The 21828-nt window shown below is 63.5% G+C and carries 19 protein-coding genes; 5 read left to right on the top strand and 14 right to left on the bottom strand.

The window, feature by feature from the left end; all coding sequences use genetic code 11:
* The first annotated feature begins 82 nt into the window (after positions 1 to 82).
* The 3 genes from AU381_RS30090 (at position 83) to AU381_RS11870 (ending at position 5427) form a co-directional block, all read left to right on the top strand.
* A complete protein-coding gene (locus AU381_RS30090; RefSeq protein ID WP_162273419.1) occupies positions 83 to 358 on the top strand; it encodes a hypothetical protein in 276 nt (91 codons plus the stop codon).
* Between the two features lie 720 nt (positions 359 to 1078).
* Positions 1079 to 2263, top strand: a complete 1185-nt coding sequence (locus AU381_RS11875) for an efflux RND transporter periplasmic adaptor subunit (RefSeq protein WP_064242269.1) — start codon at positions 1079 to 1081, stop codon at positions 2261 to 2263.
* Between the two features lie 53 nt (positions 2264 to 2316).
* Positions 2317 to 5427 carry an efflux RND transporter permease subunit gene (locus AU381_RS11870; RefSeq protein ID WP_064241978.1) on the top strand — a complete coding sequence of 1037 codons (3111 nt, stop codon included), beginning with the start codon at positions 2317 to 2319 and terminating at the stop codon, positions 5425 to 5427.
* Here AU381_RS11870 and uxuA read toward each other — a convergent pair whose 3' ends face one another.
* From uxuA to kdpF, 14 genes are all read right to left on the bottom strand, one after another.
* Positions 5428 to 6624, bottom strand: a complete 1197-nt coding sequence (uxuA, locus tag AU381_RS11865) for a mannonate dehydratase (protein WP_064241977.1) — start codon at positions 6622 to 6624, stop codon at positions 5428 to 5430.
* Between the two features lie 69 nt (positions 6625 to 6693).
* Complete coding sequence (locus AU381_RS11860; protein ID WP_425288619.1) at positions 6694 to 7755, bottom strand: L-idonate 5-dehydrogenase; 1062 nt, start codon at positions 7753 to 7755, stop codon at positions 6694 to 6696.
* Positions 7752 to 9158 carry a TRAP transporter large permease gene (locus tag AU381_RS11855; protein ID WP_064241976.1) on the bottom strand — a complete coding sequence of 469 codons (1407 nt, stop codon included), beginning with the start codon at positions 9156 to 9158 and terminating at the stop codon, positions 7752 to 7754. Before AU381_RS11855 ends, AU381_RS11860 begins: the two co-directional genes overlap by 4 nt.
* Positions 9159 to 9161: 3 nt before the next feature.
* Positions 9162 to 9734 carry a TRAP transporter small permease gene (locus tag AU381_RS11850; RefSeq protein ID WP_064242267.1) on the bottom strand — a complete coding sequence of 191 codons (573 nt, stop codon included), beginning with the start codon at positions 9732 to 9734 and terminating at the stop codon, positions 9162 to 9164.
* Between the two features lie 64 nt (positions 9735 to 9798).
* On the bottom strand, positions 9799 to 10773 hold the full coding sequence (locus AU381_RS11845; RefSeq protein ID WP_064241975.1) for a sialic acid TRAP transporter substrate-binding protein SiaP: 975 nt from the start codon (positions 10771 to 10773) through the stop codon (positions 9799 to 9801).
* Between the two features lie 36 nt (positions 10774 to 10809).
* Positions 10810 to 11556: a FadR/GntR family transcriptional regulator gene (locus AU381_RS11840; protein ID WP_064242266.1), complete on the bottom strand. Its 747-nt coding sequence runs from the start codon at positions 11554 to 11556 to the stop codon at positions 10810 to 10812.
* A gap of 309 nt (positions 11557 to 11865) precedes the next feature.
* The gene (panD, locus tag AU381_RS11835) at positions 11866 to 12318 is read right to left on the bottom strand and encodes an aspartate 1-decarboxylase (RefSeq protein WP_064241974.1); all 453 of its coding nucleotides are present in this window, start codon (positions 12316 to 12318) and stop codon (positions 11866 to 11868) included.
* Between the two features lie 146 nt (positions 12319 to 12464).
* Entirely contained in the window at positions 12465 to 13163 is a 699-nt protein-coding gene (locus AU381_RS11830; RefSeq protein WP_064241973.1) for a response regulator transcription factor, read from the bottom strand.
* On the bottom strand, positions 13160 to 15865 hold the full coding sequence (locus AU381_RS11825) for a sensor histidine kinase (protein WP_064241972.1): 2706 nt from the start codon (positions 15863 to 15865) through the stop codon (positions 13160 to 13162). Before AU381_RS11825 ends, AU381_RS11830 begins: the two co-directional genes overlap by 4 nt.
* A 51-nt stretch (positions 15866 to 15916) precedes the next feature.
* A complete protein-coding gene (kdpC, locus tag AU381_RS11820) occupies positions 15917 to 16486 on the bottom strand; it encodes a potassium-transporting ATPase subunit KdpC (protein ID WP_064241971.1) in 570 nt (189 codons plus the stop codon).
* Positions 16487 to 16497: 11 nt separating this feature from the next.
* Positions 16498 to 18585, bottom strand: a complete 2088-nt coding sequence (kdpB, locus tag AU381_RS11815; RefSeq protein WP_064241970.1) for a potassium-transporting ATPase subunit KdpB — start codon at positions 18583 to 18585, stop codon at positions 16498 to 16500.
* Between the two features lie 36 nt (positions 18586 to 18621).
* Positions 18622 to 18792, bottom strand: coding sequence for a hypothetical protein (locus AU381_RS30290; protein ID WP_164476183.1), 171 nt, complete (start codon positions 18790 to 18792; stop codon positions 18622 to 18624).
* 11 nt (positions 18793 to 18803) lie between these two features.
* A complete protein-coding gene (kdpA, locus tag AU381_RS11810; RefSeq protein ID WP_064241969.1) occupies positions 18804 to 20507 on the bottom strand; it encodes a potassium-transporting ATPase subunit KdpA in 1704 nt (567 codons plus the stop codon).
* A 33-nt stretch (positions 20508 to 20540) separates the two neighbouring features.
* Positions 20541 to 20630, bottom strand: a complete 90-nt coding sequence (gene kdpF / locus AU381_RS11805) for a K(+)-transporting ATPase subunit F (RefSeq protein ID WP_064241968.1) — start codon at positions 20628 to 20630, stop codon at positions 20541 to 20543.
* Positions 20631 to 21022: 392 nt separating this feature from the next.
* Here kdpF and AU381_RS11800 point away from each other — a divergent pair, with 392 nt between their 5' ends.
* The gene (locus AU381_RS11800) at positions 21023 to 21220 is read left to right on the top strand and encodes a heavy-metal-associated domain-containing protein (protein WP_064241967.1); all 198 of its coding nucleotides are present in this window, start codon (positions 21023 to 21025) and stop codon (positions 21218 to 21220) included.
* Between the two features lie 56 nt (positions 21221 to 21276).
* On the top strand, positions 21277 to 21795 hold the full coding sequence (locus tag AU381_RS11795) for a DUF4396 domain-containing protein (protein WP_082909891.1): 519 nt from the start codon (positions 21277 to 21279) through the stop codon (positions 21793 to 21795).
* Positions 21796 to 21828: the final 33 nt, after the last annotated feature.

The raw sequence follows: 21828 nt of genomic DNA, 5'->3' as shown, positions 1-21828 counted from the left end.
GGGGCGATGCCAAGACGGAAATGGGAATTGGAGCCGCTCAAGACAAACGTATTGCAATTAACTAGAATTTTTCCAAAATGTAATGGAATTTATACTTAAAACATTGTCGGACGATCGAGAGCCGCCAAGCTTTGGGCTGCGTCGCCATCCGGGCATGTGCCGGCGTGGTTTCCTGTTTGTTAAGAAAATCCGTCCAATCTTCACGGTCAAAGCGCAATATCGCTCGGAGCGCATGATGAGCTACGATTGGACCGGCGAACGCACGCGCCGGATGAAGATGATGAGATACGGCATCGCCATCGTGCTGACGGTTGGCCTGGTTCTGGCCGCTACATCCTGGACATTGCAATCCATCTAGGCCGGGCCGTCTTGCTCCGGCTGGCTGGGCCGTGAACGGCCCCATCGGGCACCTTTCCGTCCGCCCGATGTAACTTCTAGCTCGAATTGTGTAAGTTCTAAACCTTGACGAGTGACCCCTCCAGGAGTGGAATCCGTCCTGAGGCGCACGCCTGAGGCCGCCGATTTCGCAGTTCCCTGCGCGGCGGCCTCACCAATTCGAGGGCGATAGGTGAACCCCGCCGCATAACCGATCAGCAGCAGCGCGGGTTCACCTGTTGGCAAATGGGGCGCTTGAATCGCGGCTGCAGGCATTTTCGAGGCTGACGTCAGATCAGCGAAAATTTCCCGCCGCATCCGGAAGATCGCATGGGAACTAAAATTGCGCTTGCGTGTTTCCAGACGCAGCGGTGAGGAGGTCATATATGCAGCCAAGATTCATGTCGACGGAAGTTTTCCTACGCTTCGAAAAGGAATGGCAGCACGTGCGTCGCGCGGTGCACAAATTGGAGATCGAAGCCAGCCGGCCTGACGAACAGAGTTTCGAAGGTTCGGCCGACTCTGAATCGGCAGGCGCACCCGCAGGCCGCATTAAATCTTCGTAACCCATTGAAATAAAACTAGACGCGACCCCCACTTTTTCTAGATGCTTGTTGCGCTGTCGGCGGCCCGCACGGCCCCGATGCTCTCATTGGTCCGAACGAGATCGGCTTTGATCCCGATCGCAAACGGAGCGCGACTGATGTCTAGCCGGATTGTCATCGCTATCGTCGCTGTAGGCTGCACGCTGGCCGGCCTGGCTATCGCCCCGGTCGCGATAAAGTTGTTGCCGGCAATCGCGCTGCTAAACCCAGCGGCCGGCGCGCGCACTGAGCCCATCGCTGGCAGGGGGTCCCATGGAGCGGCCTCCCAGGGTGCCACGGTCCAGGTCGCTGAAGTCAAACAGCAAGACTTTCCGATCGTCATCAGCACATTCGCCAATGTGCAGGCGCCCGAAACCGTTGAAGTCAACGCCCGCATATCCAGCGAGATCACTGGCATTCACGTCAGGGACGGGCAGATGGTGCAGGCCGGCGATCTGCTGTTCTCCCTCGACGACCGCGCCCTGCAGGCCGACCTCAGCCGCGACGAGGCAATATTGGCGAGGGATACGGCGCTGCTCGCCAACGCGGCGGTCGAGCTGGACAGGGCCAAAACGCTGCGCGACGAAAACACCGGCACGCAGCAGGCCTATGATAGTGCCCTCTCGGCGCAGCAGTCCGCCAAGGCCACCGTCGCGGCCGACCAGGCGACGGTGGACGCGGACAAGGTCGCGATCGCCTTGACGCGCATTCACGCCCCGATCAGCGGCCGCCTCGGCGCCATCCAGGTGACCCTCGGCGACCTCGTAGGCACCTCCGGCAGCGCTTCAGAAGCAAGCCTCGTCACCATTACGGCCATCGATCCTATCGAAGTCGCCTTCCATCTGCCGGAGAGCCATCTTCAGGCCTTCAAGACGCGGCTCGACTCCGGCGCCCCGCCTTGCGTCACGGCGCGGCTTGGCGGCACCCGGGAGGTCATCGGCACGGGCGTCCTCGACTTCATCGATTCCGCCGTCGATACGGCGACCGGGACTGTATTGATGCGCGCCAAGTTCGACAATGCAGCACAGAAGCTCTGGCCGGGCCAATATGTCGATGTCGACATCGAGGAGACGACCCTTGCGAAGACGCCCGTCATTCCCGCCGTCGCCGTCCAGGCCGGCCAGAAGGGAGACTTCGTCTACCGACTGAACGCCGACGATGCCGTCGAACTCCGCCCGGTCGTCGTCGCCGCCAATGACGGGCAGGACGCCGCGATCCGCTCGGGGCTCGCCGTGGGCGACCGGGTCGTGACGGAGGGGCAGTTGCATCTCAGGGCCGGCGACAAGGCACGTGTGGTCCAGTAGCCCTCAAGTCGCGGACGAAGTCAGGTTTCGCCGGCAAGCCATGGAAAACGGTCATGTCGATTTTCGAATTCTGCATTCGCCGCCCGGTCGCAACGCTGCTGATGTCGCTGGCGCTCGTCTTCGCCGGCCTCTTTGCCTATGCGGCCCTTCCCGTCGCGGCGTTGCCGCGGACCGAATTTCCGGTGATCAACGTCTCGGCGACTCTCCCCGGCGCTTCGCCGGAGACGATGGCGACCTCCGTCGCAACCCCGCTCATCAAGCAGTTCAACACCATTGCCGGGATCGACAGCATATCGACGAACAATTCGCTCGGCTCGACGTCGATCTCCATCCAGTTCGCGCTCGACCGCGACATCGATGCGGCTGCCGCAGACGTCCAGGCGGCGATCACGCGCACGCTGCGGACCCTGCCGCAGGACATGCCCTCACCGCCGAGCTTCCGCAAGGTCAACCCCGCCGATGCGCCGGTGCTGCTTCTCGCACTGAAGAGCGGTACGGCGCCGCTCACCAAGCTCGATGCCTTTGCCCAGCAGGTGATCTCGCCGTCGCTTTCGACCCTCGAAGGTGTCGCGGAAGTCTCGATCTTCGGCAGCCAGCAATTCGCCGTGCGCATCGAGATCGATCCCGCCGCTCTTGCCGCGCGCGGCATTTCGCTGACGCAGTTGCAAAGCGCTATCGCCGCGGCCAACGACAATTCGCCGCTCGGCACTGTTCAATCGAGGGGCCGGCAGATGACGATCGTTGCCGATACCCAATTGCAGAATGCCGCCGCCTTTTCCAGGCTGATCATCAAGACGGCCGGTGGGAAGCCGGTTCGCCTTGGCGACGTCACGAAGGTGATCGACTCGGTCGCCAACACCCAGACTGCAAGCTGGCATGACGGTTCGCGGGCGATCATCCTCGCCATCCAGCGCCAGCCGGATGCCAATACGGTGGCCGTCGTCGACAGGGTCAAGGCGATGCTGCCGACGTTCCGTCAATCCTTACCGGCCGGGGCGTCCCTGGAGACGCTCAACGACCGCTCGGTCTCGGTGCGCGGTGCGGTCGACGACGTCGAATTCACGCTCGGTCTGACGATCGGTCTTGTGATTCTGGTGATCTTCATCTTCGTGCGCCGACTGTCGGCGACGCTCATCCCTGCCCTCGCCGTGCCGATCTCGATCATCGCCACCTTCGCGGCGATGTATGCACTGGGCCTTTCGATCGACAACATCTCGCTGATGGCGCTGACGCTCTCCGTCGGGCTCGTGGTCGACGATGCCATCGTTATGCTGGAGAACATCGTCCGGCACATGGAGGAAACGGGACAGAGCGCCTTTGAGGCGGCAATCGCCGCCTCATGGGAGATCGGCTTCACCATCATCGCGATTTCCCTTTCGCTGGTCGCGGTCTTCATTCCGGTCCTGCTGATGGGCGGCGTGATCGGCAAGATCTTCAACGAGTTCGCGATTGTCGTCACCATCTCCATCCTCGCCTCCGCTTTTGTCTCCCTTACATTGACGCCGATGCTGGCGGCCCGTTTGCCCCATAAGCCCGCCGAACGCGACCGGCACGGCCTCGACGCGCTGCTGGAGCGTGGTTTCGATGTGCTGCTGCGCGGCTACGAGCGGTTGTTGACATCGTGCATCCGCGCTCGCCTTGTCGTGCTCGTCCTGTTCCTCGCGAGCATCGGCGTGACGGTCTATCAGGTCAGCGCCACGCCGAAGGGGTTCTTCCCGCAGGAGGACATCGGCCAGCTTCAGGTGACGACGCAGGCGCGGACCGACATTTCCTTCGCCGCCATGTCGGCCCTGCAGGCCAAGGTCGAAGACGTGTTCGCTCGGTCACCATATGTCGCACATGTGGCAAGCTCGATCGGCTCGGGTGGCGCCGGATCGTCCGCCCTCAACTCCGGAAGGCTCTTCGTAGAATTGAAACCGAAGAATGAGCGCCCGGCGCTCCCCCAGATTCTTTCCGAACTGCGTCCGGCGCTAGCCGATATTCCTGGCATCCGGGCCTACATAACGCCGGTGCAGAACCTCTCCGTCGGGGCGCGCAGTTCCGCCAGCCAGTACCAGCTCGTTATCCAGAGTCTTGACCAGGCGGCCATGAACGCGTGGGCGGACAAGCTGACCGAGGCGATGCGGGCCGACCGCGCCTTCTTCACCGATGTCAGCACGGATCTCGAGAACAATGCCCCCCAGGCGCGCCTCGTCGTCGACCGCGATAAGGCCGCCGCCCTCGGCATCTCGACCGATGTACTGCGTTCGACGCTTTATGGCGGCTTCGGCTCGGAACAGATCTCGACCATCTACACGTCGGGCGACAGCTACGAGGTCATCATGGAAGTCGATCCGGCCAGAAGCTGGTCTCAAGCCTCGCTTGCCGAACTGCAGGTGCCGACCGTCGACAACAGGCTGGTGCCGCTCGGCGCCTTCGCGCGCGTCGATACGGTTCCAGGTCCGCTGACGGTCAACCAGCTCGGACAATTGCCGGCCGTGACGATCTCCTACAACCTGCCGGCCGGCGTGGCTCTCGGCAATAGCGTCGAGGAGATCGGCCGGCTGAAGTCGCAGATCGGCATGCCGCCGGAGGTGACGACGCGCTTCTACGGGACAGCCCAGCTGTTTCAGGATGCGGTTTCCAATCAGGTCTGGCTGATCCTGGGCGCCGTCCTGACGATCTATATCGTGCTCGGTATCCTCTATGAGAGCTTCATCCACCCGCTGACGATCCTGTCCGGCCTGCCGTCGGCCGCGTCCGGAGCGCTCGTGGCGATCAGCCTCGGCGGATTCGACCTGTCGATCATCGCGGTGATCGGGCTGTTGATGCTGATCGGCATCGTCAAGAAGAACGCGATCATGATGATCGACGTGGCGCTGTCTCTGCAGCGCAACGGCATGCCTGCCGCGGAGGCGATCCACCGGGCCTGCCTGATGCGCTTCCGGCCCATCCTGATGACGTCGCTGGCCGCGCTCATGGGGACACTGCCGATCGCGCTCGGCAGCGGCGCCAGCGCAGAACTGCGCCAGCCGCTGGGCGTCGCCGTCGTCGGCGGCCTGCTCGTCTCGCAGCCGCTGACACTTTTCGTGACGCCGGTGATCTACCTCTACATGGAGAGCCTCGCCCGCGGCATCAAACGGCTGGTCGGCAGGCCGCCGATGCACCAGAACGCCATTCCCTGATCAGGACAGTCCGTACGTAGCGTGCGACAAGGCCCGTTCGATGCCGCGGAGTTCCGCCAGTCCCTTCAGCCGGCCAATCGCCGGGTAGCCGGGCTGGGCGCCGCGGCTGAGATCGTCGAGGATCTCCTGGCCATGGTCCGGGCGCATCGGGATCTGGTGATCCGCCCGCCCGGCGGCCAGACGGCGCTTCTCCTCGGCGAGCAGTTCGGCGATCACCGCCACCATGTCGGTGTCGCCCTCCAGATGCTCATCTTCGTAAAAGGAACACGGCGTCCGCTCCTCCTCACGGCGAACGTTGCGGAGATGGATGAAATGGATGCGCGGCGCAAACTGGCGCACCATTGCCGGCAGGTCGTTGGCGGCGCGGGCACCGAGCGAGCCGGTACAGAAGGTGACCCCGTTCACCGGGCTGTCGACCTCCCGCAGCATGAAGGCATAGTCTTCGGCCGTAGATAGAATGCGCGGCAGGCCGAGCAGCGGCCATGGCGGATCGTCCGGGTGAGCGCAGATATTGATGCCGACCCGCTCTGCGACCGGCGTCACTTCGGCGAGGAAATCGACAAGGTGACGTTGCAGCTTGTCACGGCCAATGCCGGCATAGGTCTCCAAGTGCGCCCGAAGCTGCGGCAGGCTGTAGCCGTCGGCAGAGCCCGGAAGCCCCGCGCCGATGTTGCGCGACAAGGCGACCCGCCGCTCCTCAGTCATTTCGCGAAATCGCCGATCGGCTGCCTCCCGCGTTGCCCCGTCGTAGTCTTCGGCCGCGCCCGGCCGCTGCAGCAGAGAGAGGTCGAAGGCGACAAAATCGATCCGGTCGAAGCGCATGGCCTTGGCGCCGTGGCGGGCGGTCCAGCGCAGATCGGTACGTGTCCAGTCGAGCACGGGCATGAAATTGTAGCAAACCGTGCGAATGCCGGCCGCTGCCAGGCGGCGCAATGTCTCCTGCCAGTTGACAATGTGCTCACGCCAGGGGCCGGTCTGCGTCTTGATGCTCTCCGAAACCGGGACGCTTTCGACCACCTCCCACTCCAGGCCGCCGTCGCGGACCTCTCTCTGCCGCTTCCCGATCTCCTCGACCGGCCAGACGTCACCGGTCGGGATATGATGCAGGGCGCTGACGATACCGTGCGCGCCGGCCTGCGCGGCGTCCTGGACACTCACCCGATCCACCGGTCCGAACCAGCGCCACGTATGTCGCATGTCAACTCCTTCCGAGCGGGATGAGGAAAAGTGTGGGCGGTTTTCCGCCTGCATCCCGCTCCATTAAAACTAGGAATGAAATGTCAGTTGCACCTTGCAGGCAGCCGTGCGGTCGCCGGCCTGCTCGAAGGCCTCAACCGCCTTATCGACCGGGAACGCATGGGAAATGATCGGCCGGACGTCGATCCGGCGCTCCGCGATGAGCGCGACGGCGCGGGGGAATTCATCGTCGAACCTTTGCGATCCGATCCACCGCAACTCCTTGCCGACCAGCGCATTGAGCGGGAGGGTGATGTCGCCCGTCACGCCGACCTGCACGATCAGGCCGCGCGGCCTGACCGCCGCGATGGCGCCACGCAGCGCCGGTTCGGCGGCCGAGCATTCGAACACGACGTCGAACTGGCCCTTCTCGGTCTCATATTCCGCGAGGCCCGCCGAATCGCGGCGGACATTGATCACGCGCGTCGCGCCCATGGCCTTGGCTCGATCGAGCGCCGCGTCGGCGAGATCGGTGACCACGATCGTCTCAGCCCGCGCGTGGCGCGCCGCCGCCACGACGAGCGCGCCGATCGGCCCGGCTCCGGTGACGAGCACCTGCTTCCCGACGAGATCTCCTGCCTGAGCAACCGCGTGCAGGCAGACCGCCAACGGTTCCGCACAGGCCGCCTCGCCAGCGCCGACCAACGTGCCCGCTGCGAAGCACTGGTTGACCGGGACGACGAACCAGTCGCGGAACATGCCCTGCGCGTGGGGCAGGCGCATGGCACTCCCCATGAACTGCATGTTCAGGCAATGGATTGCGAGGCCTTCCCTGCAGAAGCGGCAAGTGCCGCAAGGCTGGCTTGGATTGACCGCCACGAGCGCGCCGATCGCAAGTCCGGAGACGCCGGCGCCGAGCGCCGCGACATGGCCCGAGGCTTCATGGCCGAGAATGATCGGCTCCCGCACCCGGACGGGACCGAAGCCGCCATCCTGATAGTAGTGCAGATCGGAGCCGCAAATGCCGCCGGCCGCCATCTTCAGGAGCACTTCACCTTCGCCGGGCTCGGCAGCCTCCGCGACCTCCATCCGGAGGTCGCGTGGGCCGTAAAGCCGGGCGACACGCGCCTGCCTTGCCGCTCCCGCCATCATCGGATCAGCCCGACCGCACTCGGCAGCCACAGCGTGACCGCCGGGGCGAAGGTAATGAGGATGAGCGCGATGAAGAGCGGCAGGAGCCAAGGCAGGATGGCCATGGTCGTCCGCTCGACCGAGAGCTTGGCCACCCGCGACAGCACGAACAGCACCATGCCGAGCGGCGGGTGGAGGAGGCCGATCATCAGGTTGAGCGTCATGATCAGGCCGAAATGCACCGGATCGATGCCGAACTGGGCCGTCAGCGGCAACAAGATCGGCACGAGGATGGTGATCGCCGCGATCGTATCCAGGAAGCAGCCGACGAACAGCATCAGCAGGTTCACCAGGATCAGGAACACCCATTTGTTGTCGGTGATGGTCAGGATCGCACCCGAGAGCAGCTGGGCCGCCTGGCTCACCGTCAACAGCCAGGCAAAAATCGAGGCGGCGGTGACGATGAACAGCACCGAAGCGGTCGTCTCGATCGTGTCGAAGGTGGCGCGCGCCAGCGTCGACATCGTCATCGTCCGATAGCGCACCAGGCCGAGGAACAGCGACCAGAGGACGGCGGCCACGGCGGCTTCCGTCGGCGTGAACCAGCCCATCGTCATGCCGCCGATCAGGATCACCGGCGTCATCAGCGCCATGACCGCAGAGAAGTCGAAATACCAGTCAAGCGCGATAAGCGCGACGAGCGCGAGGCCGACGGCAACGTTCATCGACAGGCCCGCCGACATGAGAAGATAGATGAGAACCGGCACCGACAGGACGATGACGACCTCGACGGAGGCGGACAGCAGCCGCTTGATCTCGAATGGCGTATCCGAGCCCCATCCCCGCTTGTAGGCGAAGACAGCCACCGTCAGCATCATCAGCACCGTCATCACCACGCCCGGCACAATGCCGGCCATGAACAGCGCGCCGATCGAGACATTGGCCATCATGCCGTAGATGACGAAGGGCAGCGACGGCGGGAAGATCGGGCCGAGCGTCGCCGATGCGGCGGTGACCCCGACGGCGGTCTCCACCGGATAGCCGTGATCCTTCATCGCCTTGATCTCGATCGTGCCGATGCCGGCGGCATCGGCAAGCGCCGTCCCCGACATGCCGGAAAAGATCACCGAGCCGATGATGTTGACCTGCGCCAGGCCGCCTTTCATCCAGCCGACGAGCGCGACGGCGAAGGAATAGATGCGGCCGGTGACGCCGGCGGAGTTCATCAGATTGCCGGCGAGGATGAAGAACGGCACCGCCAGAAGCGGAAAGCTCTCGACGCCGGCGATCATCCGCTGCGCCGCGATGATGTCCGGCGCAACATTGTAGAACACCAGATAGAGGACCGACGCCACGGCCATGGAAATGGCGACAGGCACGCCGATCACCATCAGCACCAGAAACGAACCGACGAGCAGGAGCATGGATCAGCCCTCGACCTTCTGAAATTCCTCGGGCTTTTCGAGAACCGAATAGCCGCGGCGTTGATTGGCGACGAAGACCTGCACCGATCGGACGAGCATCAGCACGAAACCGGCCATCACACTGTAGAAGACGATGTTGCGCGGCAGGTCGACGGTCACCATGCGCTCGTGGGCGACGATCCCGACATAGCGCCACATCAGCCAGCAGGCATAGGCGAAGAAGCCGATGCGCACGAGATCGACGAAAATCGCCATCGCCCGCGCCAAGGGCAGCGAGAAGTAGTGGTAGAGCACGTCGACCTGGATATGCCGCGAGACGCGCACGCACATGACGGAACCCAGGAACACCACCCCGATCAGGCAGTTGGTGGCGATCTCCTCCGTCCACGCATAGGAATCATTGAGCACGTAGCGGGTGAAGAACTGCAGGAACACGCACCCCGCCATGATCCAGAAGATGGCGAGCGTCACCCAATCTTCGATGGCATAGCTCGAAACGTCCGCGGCGGGCGGAGCCTCGTCGAAGGAATGGGCGATTTCCTCCGGCGTCACTTGCATATGGACTTCCTGTGACATGGCGATCATCCGGCAAAGGGTGGGCGGTATGCCGACCGCTCGACGCGCGGCCGGCATCTACGGATCACTTGACGGCGCGGATCGCCTCCCAGTCTTCCTTCTTGTAGCCGAAGTCCTCGAGCGCCACCTTCTCCACGACGTTGGACTCGAAATCGGCCTTGTCGACCTCGGTCACTTCGATACCACGCTCCTTGAAGGTCTTGACGAGAGCCTTCTCACGCTCCTCGATGATCTTGGTGCCGCGCTCTGCAGCCTCCTGCATCACCTCGGTGAAGATCTGCTTGTCGGCATCGGAGAGCTGGGACCACAGCGACTTCGAAACGACCGTGTTCAGATGATCGACGATATGGCCCGTCAGCACGATGTGCTTCTGCACTTCGAAGAACTTCTTCGCCTCGATCGTCGTCAGCGGGTTTTCCTGGGCTTCGACCGTGCCGTTCTGCAAGGCGAGATAGACCTCGGCGAAGGCAATCGGCGTCGTATTGGCGCCGCAGGCCCGCGGCATGGCGAGATAGGCCGGAACGTCGGGCACGCGCATCTTCAAGCCCTGCATGTCCGCGCATTTGGCGATCGGCCGGTTCGAGGTGGTCTGGCGCGTGCCGTAATAGGTAACCGCAGTGATGTGGTTGCCGGAGGCCTCCTCATATCCCGCCGCCAGCCGCTTGAAGACATCGCTCTTGGTATAGGCGATCAGATGGGCCGGGTCGCGGAAGGTGTAGGGGAAATAGGTGACGCCGATCGGCGCGTATTCGCGCGCCGCGAAACTCGAGCCGGAAATGATGATATCGACCGTGCCGAGCTTCAGGCCCTGGTTCAGATCCGCTTCCTTGCCGAGCTGCGAGGCCGGAAAGACATCGATCTTGTAGCGTCCTTCGGTGCGCTTGCCGATCTCCTCGGCAGCCCAGACGGATTCGGTGTGGAACGGCTCCGAGGTCTCGTAGACATGCGCCCATTTGAGCGCCGTCTGGGCCTGTGCGGCGAGGGCCGAACCCAGGATTGCGGCGGTTGCGCCAAGTAGCGTCAACAGTCTGACCTTCATCTTCTTTCTCCTCCCAAAGTGAAGTCACTGCATGCTTTACTGATTGATTTCGGCACGCCTCCATGCGGCTGGTATCGCGCTGTCGGACGGCTCCTCCCCGAAGCTGGCCGACAGGCGAAGCTGAGATCGATCGAGATGCGCGCGCATCGCCGCCCGCGCGGCGGCCGGATCACCCGCGGCGATCGCGTCACGGATGGCCCGATGCTCCTCCATCGCCGCCCGCCAGGTGTCGGTGTTCTCGAAATAGCTGGCGAGCTTCTCGAAATAGGGCGTCATGCGCATGTCGTGGATGCTGCCGACAAAGCGGTTCAGCGTCTGGTTGGCGATGATGCTCGAGACGATGACGTGAAACTCGCGGTCGATCGCCAGCGCCTGGCGCCGATCCTCAAGCGCGGCGGCCATCCGCGCCAGATTGTCATCGAGAACTCCGATATGCTCGGGCCGCGCCAGCCGTGCCGCCTCTTCGGCGATCGCGCATTCGACGACCGCCCTTGCCCGCAGCAATTCGAATGGCCCCTCGAAATCCTCCGGAGGCACATCGGCCGCCGGCGCCTTGGGCGCCGTGACATAGATGCCCGACCCCATGCGGATATCGATGAAGCCTTCGACCTCGAGCACGATCAATGCCTCCCGAACGGTCGGGCGTGACACGCCCAGCTTCTGCGCAAGCTCCCGCTCGGCCGGAAGCCTCGAGCCGGGCGCCAATTCGCCCCGCTCGATCAGGCCTCGCATCTGGTCCGCCACCTGGCGATACAGGCGGCGCGATTCCACGGCAGAGAACATCATATCCTCGCTGCAGGCCACACGGTCGGTCGCGGCTGGTGGCCAAGTGGTCATACCAATTGAGCCAAGAATACTCGCAGCGCTTCCGATGTCAACTGTTGTTGTGTTGTTCAAAGCAGCGCGGTTTGCCCGGCGGCAACCAAATTTGGTCCGCTGAATGCAGGCAAAGTTGGCCCGGGCTTCCTTTCAAGACGGGCTCGCGCCTGTGCCGAGGCGCGCTGCTGGCCGCCGGTCTGGGCGCGACCGAGGATCAGCGCGAAGGTTTCCTCCTAAGCGCCTACGCCGGCCCCACCCGCGCCTTCGTTGCGGCTACGGGCCGGAAACGGCGAGCGGAATCGGCTGCCTCCTATCCTCTTCATCGAGAATGCTGAACGTGTATTTGCCCCGCTCGTCGAATTCGACCGAGTAGGTCAAGCGATCGCGAATGTGGTTGTTCTCGTCGAAGGTCAGCACCTTCGGCTTCAAATCCGTAATGCGGCTCTCGTCGAGATAGACCGAGTTGCAGATGATGACCTGATCGCCCGGCTGGCAGGTCCGGGCCGCCGCGCCGTTGAGGATGCAGCACCGCGAGCCGCGCTCGCCGAGTATGACATAGGTGGAGATGCGCGCCCCGGAGTTCTTGTTCCAGATCTCGACGAACTCCATCGGCAGGATACCCGCCGCCTCGCAGTGATCCGGATCCAAGGTGATGGAGCCATGATAATTGAGGTTGGCCTCGGTCACGTGAATGCCGTGAAGTTTGCCAGCGACCAGTTTTCTCATGTTCCTCCCCGCGCTTCCGTGACGTTCTCATAGAGGAACGGCTGGCGAAGCGAAAGTGACGCCGGTATGACGCATGCTCGCGGGCTGGCGCATCGCATTTGCGGACTTGGTGCCCGGCGACGGCCCCATACCGCCGGACGGCAACCTCAATTCTGTTCCGCTTCGCGAAGGCGATAGCCGACGCCTGTTTCCGTGGTGATGTATTGGGGTTGGTCCGGGATGCGCTCGATCTTCTGGCGTAGCTGGCGCACATAAACCCTCAGATACTGAACATCCGTCGATCCGTCCCAGATCTGGTTCAGGAGGTGCTGGTGCGTGATGACCTTGCCCGCATATTGCACGAGTATGCGCAGGATGTCGTATTCCTTCGGCGACAGCTTGACTTCCGTGTCCGCCACCTTGACGATCCGCTTCACCAGGTCGACGGAAAGGTCGCCGGTCTTGAAGATCGGCCGTTCGCCCTGCTGCTGCAGCCTGTGCCTGAGCGCGACGCGGATGCGCGCGGCAAGCTCCTTCATGCCGAACGGCTTGGTGACATAGTCGTCGGCACCAAGTTCCAGCGCCCTGACGATGCCGGTTTCATCGGTCCGGCTGGAAAGCACGACGATCGGCAGTTCCAACGCGTCGCTTCGCCACTTCGCCAGGAGGTCATGGCCTGCCATATCCGGAAGGCCAAGGTCGAGAAGGATCAGATCCGGCTGCTCTTCAGCAACCTGGCTTATCGCAGCCCTGGCATTGACCGCTTCGAGCACCGCATAGCCTTCGCTCGTCAGGCCGACTCTGAGCAGCTTCCGGATCGCCGGCTCGTCGTCCACGACCAGTATTTTCACGCTCGAGGCTGTCATGTGAGATCTTCCGCATTTGGCGTTCCGGTCGGGATCGGCATCGTGATGGTAAAGACCGCTCCCGGGCAATCCGTCCTGTTCCCCGCCGAGATCGTGCCGCCCATTGCCTCGATAAAGCCCCTGCAGATCGAGAGGCCGAGGCCGGTGCCCGCGCGCACATGATCACCCTTACGGACACGATAGAAGCTGTCGAACACACGCTCGAGATCACCGCTCGGAATACCGGGGCCTTCGTCCATGACCTGAAGAGTAACGGCGCTGTCGTCCACCCAGGCCCGAATCCTGATGGTCGACTCCGGCGGAGCATACTTGGCCGCATTGTCGAGCAGGTTGAACAGCACCTGCTCGAAGAGGACCGGGTCGAGCTTCAGCATCGGCAGATCGGTCGGGATATCAATTGCCGCCTTGTGTCGCGCGATCATCTTGCCGGCCCGGCGCAGAGCCGTACCGACGATATCTCCGACGTCATGGATAGAAGCGTTCGGCTCGGTCGCACCGGACTCGATCCTCGTCATGTCGAGCAGGTTGGCGATGAAGCGGCTGAGCCGCTCCGACTCGTCCACGACCGTCGAAAGCAGGTCGGTGCGGTCGTCCTCCGGCATTGCACCGGAATAGTCGCGCAGCGTGCCGGCCGCTCCCATGATGGCTGCCAGCGGCGTCTTGAGGTCGTGGGAGATCGAGGTGAGGAGGGCGGAACGAAGCCTGTCCGCTTCGGCGGCCAGGTGTGCCCGGTCCACGTCGGCGACCAGTTGCACCCGCTCGATCGCAAGCGCCGCCTGGTCCGCCAGGGCATCGAACAGCCGCTGCTGTTCCGGTGTCAGAAGCGGTCCCTGCCTGTCATTGTCGAGGCCGACGACGCCGATGGCGGTGCGACCGGTCCTGAGCGGTAGATAAAGACGCTTTGCTCCCGGCAGCGTGTCGGCGCCGCGGCCGGCCGGCCGATCGTTTTCCCATGCCCAGCGGGCTGCGGCGATATCCGCGTCGACGAGCGTATCGTCGGGCGGATAGCCCGCCTTGACGGCGATCGAGTCGCCCTCCGGCAGGAGGATCACCACTCGAACCTTGAGCATGGACGCGATCTGGTAGGCAGTTGCCCACAGCACGTCGTCGAGCGTGCCGGTGCTGGCAAGCTTCTTCGAGAAGAGATAGAGGTCCTCGGTGGTCCTGGCGCGCTGGCGCGCCGCCGCCGCCTGGCGTTGAACGCGGGCCGTCAGGTTGCTTGCCGTGACGGCGACCACCAGGAAGAAGACCAGCGCCAGAACGCTCTCCGGGTCCCGTATCGTCAGCGTGTATCGCGGCTCCAGAAAGAAGAAGTTGAAGGCCAGCGCGCTGACGAGGCACGCATAGAGGGCCGGCCCCAAGCCCGCCGTCACGGCCGACGTGAGAACGGCGATCAGGAACACGAGCGCCAGATTTCGGACGTCCAGCACCTGGTCGAGAAGCGAGCCGAAGGCAAGCGCGATCGAGATGTAGAGGGTGCTGAGAAGATAGGGCTGGAGCTTGAACTGTCCTGGCGGCGGCGCGGTCTTCACGCCCCTTGCCACTGGCGCCGCGCGCTCCGCTCCAGTTACCACATGCACGCTGATCTCGCCGGCGTGACGGATCAGGTCATGCGATACCGACCCTTCGATCCATTCCCGCCAGCGCGGCTTGTTCGGTTTTCCCGTCACCACATGCGTGAAATTGTTGGCCGTGGCGTGCCGGAGGATGTCGTGCGCCACGCTCTGCCCGGGAATGGTCATGGCCTCGCCGCCCAATTGCTCGGCAAGCCGCAGATGCGATGCCAGCCGGTCCTTGTCGGCTTCGGGCAGGTTGACGGATCGGGGCGTCTCCACGTGGATCGCGGTCCAGGGTGCCCGCAGCCGGTCCGCCTGTCGCTTCGCGTAACGAACAAGGGCCGCGCCGCGAGGGTCGTGGTCGATGCAGACAAGCACGCGGTCTCCCGCCGCCCAGGGGCCGGGGATCGCTTGCGCCTGCATGTGGCTCAGCAGTTGGTCGTCGACACGCTGGGCGGTCCGCCGCAGCGCCAGCTCTCTCAGCGCCGTCAAATTGCCCGGAGAAAAGTAGTTCTCGATCGCCCGCTTTGCCGTCGCCGGCAGATAGACCTTTCCCTCCTGCAGGCGCTTGATGAGGTCGGCTGGGGTGAGGTCGATGATCTCGACGTCGTCGGCGCGGTCGATGACCGAGTCGGGCACCGTCTCCCGCACCCGGATGCGGGTAATCTGCACGACGATGTCGTTGAGGCTTTCGATATGCTGGACATTCAGCGTCGAATAGACGTCGATCCCCTGGGCAAGGACTTCCTCCACGTCCAGGTAGCGCTTGGCGTGGCGGCTGCCGTCGACATTGGTGTGCGCCAGCTCGTCGACGAGCACCAGTTGCGGACGTCGCGCAAGGATGGCGTCGAGGTCCATTTCCTCGAGGACGTGGCCCTTATACTCGACCTTGCGGCGGGGAACGACCTCGAAGCCGTCGACAAGCGCCTGGGTCTCCTGGCGTCCATGGGTCTCGACGATGCCTATGACGACGTCGATGCCCTCGGATTTCCGCGCCCGGCCCGAGACCAGCATCTCATATGTCTTGCCAACGCCGGGAGCAGCACCCAGAAAGATCTTCAGACGTCCGCGCGCCTCGCGTTCGGCATTCTCGAGGAGCGCGTCGGGCGAAGGCCTTGTGTCGACGTTTGGTCTGTGGCCGGGCATTGATTATCTCTCGCGGTCAACGGCTCGGTGCGTCGCGCCCCAGCCATTTCCTTATTGAGCGGCAGGCCCGTCAAGCGCAAGGTTCAATGCCAGGACATTGACCGTAGGCTCGCCCAGGAAGCCCAGTTCACGGTCCTTGACATAGCCGTCGACCAGCGCCTTGACCGCCCCCTCGTCGAGACCGCGCGCCTTGGCGACCCGGGGCACCTGGAAATAGGCGGCTTCGGGCGAGATATGCGGATCGAGGCCGCTGCCCGACGTCGTGACAAGGTCCATCGGCACCGGGCCAGCGGGGTTCGTCGCCTTCATCGCCTCGGCGTCGGCCTTGATGCGGGCGATCAGTTTCTGGTTCGTCGGACCGAGGTTGGATCCGCTGGAGCCGGCGGCGTTGTAGCCGTCGCCGGCAACGGAAGGCCGCCCGTGGAAATACCGGTCGCTGGTGAAGGCCTGGCCGATCAGTTCGGAGCCGACCACCTTTCCGTCCTTCTCAACCAGGCTTCCGTTCGCCTGATGCGGGAAGAGGGCCTGTGCGATGCCGGTCATTCCGAGCGGATAGGCCAGTCCGGTCAATAGGGTGAGCGCGATGATCATGACGATCGCGGGTCTTACTTGCTTCCACATGCGAGCCATCCTTATGCGAGGCCGACCGTCGTAATGACGACGTCGATCACCTTGATGCCGATGAAGGGAACGATGAGGCCGCCGAGGCCGTAGATCAGCAGGTTGCGCGACAGCAGCGCGCCCGCACCGACCGGCCGGTATTTCACGCCCTTGAGCGAAAGCGGTATCAACGCGACGATGATCAGGGCGTTGAAGATGATCGCCGAGAGAATGGCGCTCTCGGGCGTCGTCAGGCCCATGATGTTCAAGGCGCCGAGCTGCGGATAGAACGCCAGGAACATCGCCGGGATGATGGCGAAATACTTGGCGACGTCGTTGGCGATCGAGAAGGTCGTCAGGGCGCCGCGCGTCATCAGCAATTGCTTGCCGATCTCGACGATCTCGATGAGCTTCGTCGGGTCGGAGTCGAGATCGACCATGTTGCCGGCCTCGCGCGCCGCCACCGTGCCCGTGTTCATCGCAACGCCGACATCGGCTTGCGCGAGCGCTGGCGCGTCGTTCGTGCCGTCGCCGCACATCGCGACGAGCTTGCCCTTCGCCTGCTCCTCGCGGATGAGATTGAGCTTGTTCTCGGGCGTCGCCTGGGCGAGGAAGTCGTCGACGCCCGCTTCCGCCGCGATAGCCGCCGCCGTCATCGGATTGTCGCCGGTGATCATCACGGTGCGGATGCCCATGCGCCGCAATTCGGCGAAGCGCTCCTTGATGCCGCCTTTGACGATGTCCTTCAAGTGGACGACACCGAGCGGCCGGCCATCCCTGACCACGGCAAGCGGCGTGCCGCCCGCCCTGGCGATCTCGTCGGCGATGGCCTGAAGCTCTCGCGCCGCCTGCGGTTCACGCACGGCCACGCTCGCAGTGCCGCCGGTACTCGCGACGGTGGTGCGATCGACATGCCTGAGAACGGCGTCGACCGCCCCTTTGCGGATACTGGAGCCGTCGAAATCGATACCGCTCATCCGGCTTTGCGCCGTGAACGGAACGAAGTGGGCATGCAGGCTTCCCATATCTCGGGCGCGGATGCCGTATTTCTCCTTGGCGAGCACGACGATGGAGCGACCCTCCGGCGTCTCGTCGGCAAGCGACGCAAGTTGCGCGGCATCCGCCAGCTCCTCGTCGGTGACGCCACGAACCGGCTTGAATTCTGTGGCCTGGCGATTGCCGAGCGTGATAGTGCCGGTCTTGTCGAGCAGCAGCGTATCGACGTCGCCGGCCGCCTCTACTGCGCGGCCGGACATCGCCAGCACGTTGAAGCGCACCAGGCGGTCCATGCCGGCAATGCCGATCGCCGACAAAAGCGCGCCGATCGTCGTCGGGATCAGTGTGACGAAGAGCGCGACGAGAATGAGGACCGGGATGTAGCCGCCGGCATAGGTCGCGAAGCTCGGGATCGTCGCCGTCGCCAGGACGAAGATCAGCGTCATGCCGGCAAGCAGGATGTTGAGCGCGATCTCGTTCGGCGTCTTTTGCCGCTCGGCGCCTTCCACGAGTGCGATCATACGGTCGATGAAGGTCGATCCCGACGCCGCGGTGATCCGGACGCGGATCCAGTCGGAGAGCACCTGCGTGCCGCCGGTGACGGCAGAGCGATCGCCGCCGGATTCGCGGATGACCGGCGCGGATTCGCCGGTAATGGCCGCCTCGTTGACCGAGGCGACGCCTTCGATAACTTCGCCGTCGGAGGGGATGATTTCACCGGCTTCGACGAGCACGACATCTCCGACCTTCAGGCTCGTGCCGGGGACGAACTTGAAGTTGTTGATGTCGTCGCCCCTCAGCAGCTTCGCCTGGGTTTCCGTGCGCGTGCGGCGCAGCGATTCCGCCTGCGCCTTGCCGCGGCCCTCGGCCACCGCTTCGGCGAAATTGGCGAAGAGCACGGTGAACCAGAGCCAGACGACGATCTGGAAGGAAAAGCCGATGTTTCCCCCGCCGGCGCTCAGGTCGCGGACAAGCAGGAGAGTGGCCAAGGCGGAAACGGCGGCGACGACGAACATCACCGGGTTACGGGCGAGCGTCCTCGGATCGAGTTTCCGAAAGGCATCGCCGATGGCTGGTACGAGGATGCGAGCGTCCAGGAGGCTCGTGGTTTTGGACTGGCTCATTAGAGACTCCAGCTGAATGTTTGTGAACGCCCGCGATCAGGTCGCGGCGAACAGAGAGGTGAACGCCTTGCCGATGAAGACGAGCAGCGTCATCCCGCCCAGGATCAGGCAGAGGATGGTCGAGACCCGTGGCGGCGCCTCTCCCCGAGCCGGGTACCCGGCGCAGGGGTGGAACTCTTTGCGTGAATGATCGACGAGCTGGGCCATGACACCAACCGTCAGAAGGTTTGTCCGAGGAGCATGGCGAGATGCTCGGCGATCGGGCCGACCGCGAGGGCGGGAAAGAACGTCAGGCCGCCGACGATCAGGATGACGCCGCTGAGCAAACCGACGAAAAGCGCTCCGTCGGTCGGAAACGTGCCTGCGGAAACGGGCACGGTCTTCTTGGCGACGAGCGAGCCGGCGATCGCCAGTGCCGGGATGATGACCAGGAAACGCCCCATCAGCATGGCGATGCCGAGCGTGATGTTGTACCAGGTCGTGTTGCCTGTCAGGCCGCCGAAGGCGGAGCCGTTGTTCGCCGCCGCGGACGTATAGGCGTAGAGGATCTCCGAGAAGCCGTGCGGGCCGGGATTGGCGATCGACGCCACGGCGTCGGGCAGCACCACGGCGATCCCCGTCAGGACCAGCATCGCGAGCGGCAGGCACAGGATGGCGAGGACCGCCATCTTGACCTCCTTGGCCTCGATCTTCTTGCCGAGATATTCCGGCGTGCGGCCGACCATCAGGCCCGCCACGAAGATCGCCAGGATTACGAAGAGCAGGATGCCGTAGAAGCCCGCGCCGACGCCGCCGACGACGATCTCGCCGAGCTCCATGTTGATCAGCGGAATGAGACCGCCGAGCGCCGTGAAGCTGTCATGCATGGCGTTGACGGCGCCGCAGGAGGCCGCCGTGGTGATCACTGCGAAGAGTGCCGACAAGGAAATGCCGAAGCGGACTTCCTTGCCCTCCATGTTGCCGCCTTCGAGGCCCAGCGCGTTGACGAGGGGGTTGCCGGCAGCCTCCGCCCAATAGCAGACGACGACGCCGACGAGAAACAGGACGGCCATGGTCGCGAAGATCGCCCAGCCCTGGCGCTCATTGCCGACCATGCGGCCGAAGACATTGGTGAGGGCCGCGCCGATCGCGAAGATCGAGACCATCTGCATGAGATTGGAGATTGCGTCCGGATTCTCGAACGGATGGGCGGCATTGGCGTTGAAGAAGCCGCCGCCATTGGTGCCCAGCATCTTGATGGCGACCTGCGACGCGACCGGTCCAAGGGCGATCGTCTGCCGCCCGCCCTCGAGCGTCGTGGCCTCGACATAAGCGCCGAGGGTCTGTGGCATGCCGAGATAGACATAGACGAGGGCCAGCACCACCGAGAGCGGCAGCAGAACGTAAAGCGTGGCCCTTGTTAGGTCGACCCAGAAATTGCCTATCGACTTCACCGACGCCCTGGAAAATCCGCGGATTAGCGCGATGGCGATGGCGATACCGGTCGCCGCCGAGACGAAATTCTGCACGGTGAGTCCGGCCATCTGCACGAGATAGGACATCGTGCTCTCGCCGCCATAGTTCTGCCAGTTCGTATTGGTCATGAAGCTGACGGCGGTGTTGAAGGCAAGTTCCGGCGGAACGGCGCCCATGCCGGCCGGATTGAACGGCAAGGCGCCTTGGAGGCGCTGGAGAAAATAGAGCAGCAGGAATCCCGCGAGGTTGAAGAACAGAAGGGCGGCCGCGTAGGTCGTCCAATGCTGCTCCTCCCGTTCGCTCGTGCCGGCGACTGCGTAGAGACCGCGCTCCACCGGACCGAAGATCCGCGAAAGTAGCGTACGCTCGCCGTTGAAGACGCGCGTCATGTGGCCGCCGAGCGGCTTCACCAGCAAGGTCACGACCCCGCAGAAGACAAGAATTTGTATCCATCCGTTGATAGTCATTGGTATGGCTTTCCGAGCATATTGCGTTCGTGGTCAGAACCGCTCCGGGCGAATGAGGGCGCAAGTCAGGTAGACGAGAAGGAAGGCGGTCACTGCGCCACCCAGCATGTATTCGACGAGCATCGTTGATCTCCGCTACTAGAGGTTGCTGCATGCCCTGACATAGGCAAACGACAAGGCGAAGAACACGATGCCTGATGCGAGAACGACAATGTCCATGTCGGCAATTCCTGTGCGTTGGTTTTTACTGACTGCGTGTCACCCGGAGGCAGCGCCGAGCCGCCCGGCAGGTGATCGCGATGACGTGCGCATCCCTGCCGCAACGATCGAGGCGACGCGGCGCGTGGATGAATCTCGGCGGGAAATATGGCTCCGAACCGCATAAAGGTTCGAGAGAGGACCATGAGGAAAGAAATAGGATTCCTATAGGAATTTGCCTACAGCGCCTGCCGCCTCTTGACCTTCCAACGGTGGGAAGCCCTATCTTCCGTTCATACCGATCACGGAGACAGGAAATGCAGCGCTACAAGATCGAAGACATGACCTGCGGCCATTGCGCAAGCACAGTCGAAAGGGCGATTCGCGGAGTCGATCCGACAGCCGCAATCAAGGTGGACCTCGGAACAAAGGAGGTCAGTGTCGAGACCGCAACCAACAGAGCTGCGATCGCTGAGGCGCTCGACGCCGCCGGGTACAAGAGCCTGCCCCTCTAGGACGGACCAAGAAAATCGACTGCTGATGGCCATGGGAGAGAAGGCGGAGTTCGAAAATGCAGGACAAGCACGCTCACCATCATGAACACGCCGCGCGCTCGCATGGCGGCACCGAGCCACCTGAATTGCCGCCTGCGCCACTCAACCGGCTTGCTTTTTCCGCCACCGTGCATTGCCTGACCGGCTGCGCCATCGGCGAGGTGCTGGGGATGGTCATCGGCACGGCGTTTGGTTGGGGCAATGGCGAAACCATCGTGTTGGCGGTGTTGCTGGCATTCCTCTTCGGCTACGGGCTGACGATGTTTCCTCTCCTTCGCGCCGGCCTGCCATTTGCGACCGTGTTCAAGCTGGCGCTCGCCTCCGACACCGCATCGATAACCATCATGGAAGTGGTCGACAACGCGATGATGCTGGCGATTCCCGGCGCCATGGATTCAGGGCTCGGCTCGGCGCTCTTCTGGATCAGCCTGACGGTCTCGCTTCTCGTCGCCGGTGCCGCTGCCTATCCGGTCAATCGCTGGCTGATCGGCCGCGGCATGGGGCATGCCGTCATCCATGCCCATCACCGACATTGATTTCCTCCTCCTCCATCCCTCCCCCAAACATTT

This window comes from Sinorhizobium glycinis (assembly GCF_001651865.1).
Lineage (GTDB): Bacteria > Pseudomonadota > Alphaproteobacteria > Rhizobiales > Rhizobiaceae > Sinorhizobium > Sinorhizobium glycinis.
This window is presented reverse-complemented; position numbering and strand designations above follow the sequence as displayed.

Bases quoted from the DNA above. Each gene is read 5' to 3' on its own strand.
- AU381_RS30090 (WP_162273419.1), top strand. From the start codon at position 83: ATGGAATTTATACTTAAAACATTGTCGGACGATCGAGAGCCGCCAAGC.
- AU381_RS11875 (WP_064242269.1), top strand. From the start codon at position 1,079: ATGTCTAGCCGGATTGTCATCGCTATCGTCGCTGTAGGCTGCACGCTG.
- AU381_RS11870 (WP_064241978.1), top strand. From the start codon at position 2,317: ATGTCGATTTTCGAATTCTGCATTCGCCGCCCGGTCGCAACGCTGCTG.
- uxuA (WP_064241977.1), bottom strand. From the start codon at position 6,624: ATGCGACATACGTGGCGCTGGTTCGGACCGGTGGATCGGGTGAGTGTC.
- AU381_RS11860 (WP_425288619.1), bottom strand. From the start codon at position 7,755: ATGATGGCGGGAGCGGCAAGGCAGGCGCGTGTCGCCCGGCTTTACGGC.
- AU381_RS11855 (WP_064241976.1), bottom strand. From the start codon at position 9,158: ATGCTCCTGCTCGTCGGTTCGTTTCTGGTGCTGATGGTGATCGGCGTG.
- AU381_RS11850 (WP_064242267.1), bottom strand. From the start codon at position 9,734: ATGTCACAGGAAGTCCATATGCAAGTGACGCCGGAGGAAATCGCCCAT.
- AU381_RS11845 (WP_064241975.1), bottom strand. From the start codon at position 10,773: ATGAAGGTCAGACTGTTGACGCTACTTGGCGCAACCGCCGCAATCCTG.
- AU381_RS11840 (WP_064242266.1), bottom strand. From the start codon at position 11,556: ATGTTCTCTGCCGTGGAATCGCGCCGCCTGTATCGCCAGGTGGCGGAC.
- panD (WP_064241974.1), bottom strand. From the start codon at position 12,318: ATGAGAAAACTGGTCGCTGGCAAACTTCACGGCATTCACGTGACCGAG.
- AU381_RS11830 (WP_064241973.1), bottom strand. From the start codon at position 13,163: ATGACAGCCTCGAGCGTGAAAATACTGGTCGTGGACGACGAGCCGGCG.
- AU381_RS11825 (WP_064241972.1), bottom strand. From the start codon at position 15,865: ATGCCCGGCCACAGACCAAACGTCGACACAAGGCCTTCGCCCGACGCG.
- kdpC (WP_064241971.1), bottom strand. From the start codon at position 16,486: ATGTGGAAGCAAGTAAGACCCGCGATCGTCATGATCATCGCGCTCACC.
- kdpB (WP_064241970.1), bottom strand. From the start codon at position 18,585: ATGAGCCAGTCCAAAACCACGAGCCTCCTGGACGCTCGCATCCTCGTA.
- AU381_RS30290 (WP_164476183.1), bottom strand. From the start codon at position 18,792: ATGGCCCAGCTCGTCGATCATTCACGCAAAGAGTTCCACCCCTGCGCC.
- kdpA (WP_064241969.1), bottom strand. From the start codon at position 20,507: ATGACTATCAACGGATGGATACAAATTCTTGTCTTCTGCGGGGTCGTG.
- kdpF (WP_064241968.1), bottom strand. From the start codon at position 20,630: ATGCTCGTCGAATACATGCTGGGTGGCGCAGTGACCGCCTTCCTTCTC.
- AU381_RS11800 (WP_064241967.1), top strand. From the start codon at position 21,023: ATGCAGCGCTACAAGATCGAAGACATGACCTGCGGCCATTGCGCAAGC.
- AU381_RS11795 (WP_082909891.1), top strand. From the start codon at position 21,277: ATGCAGGACAAGCACGCTCACCATCATGAACACGCCGCGCGCTCGCAT.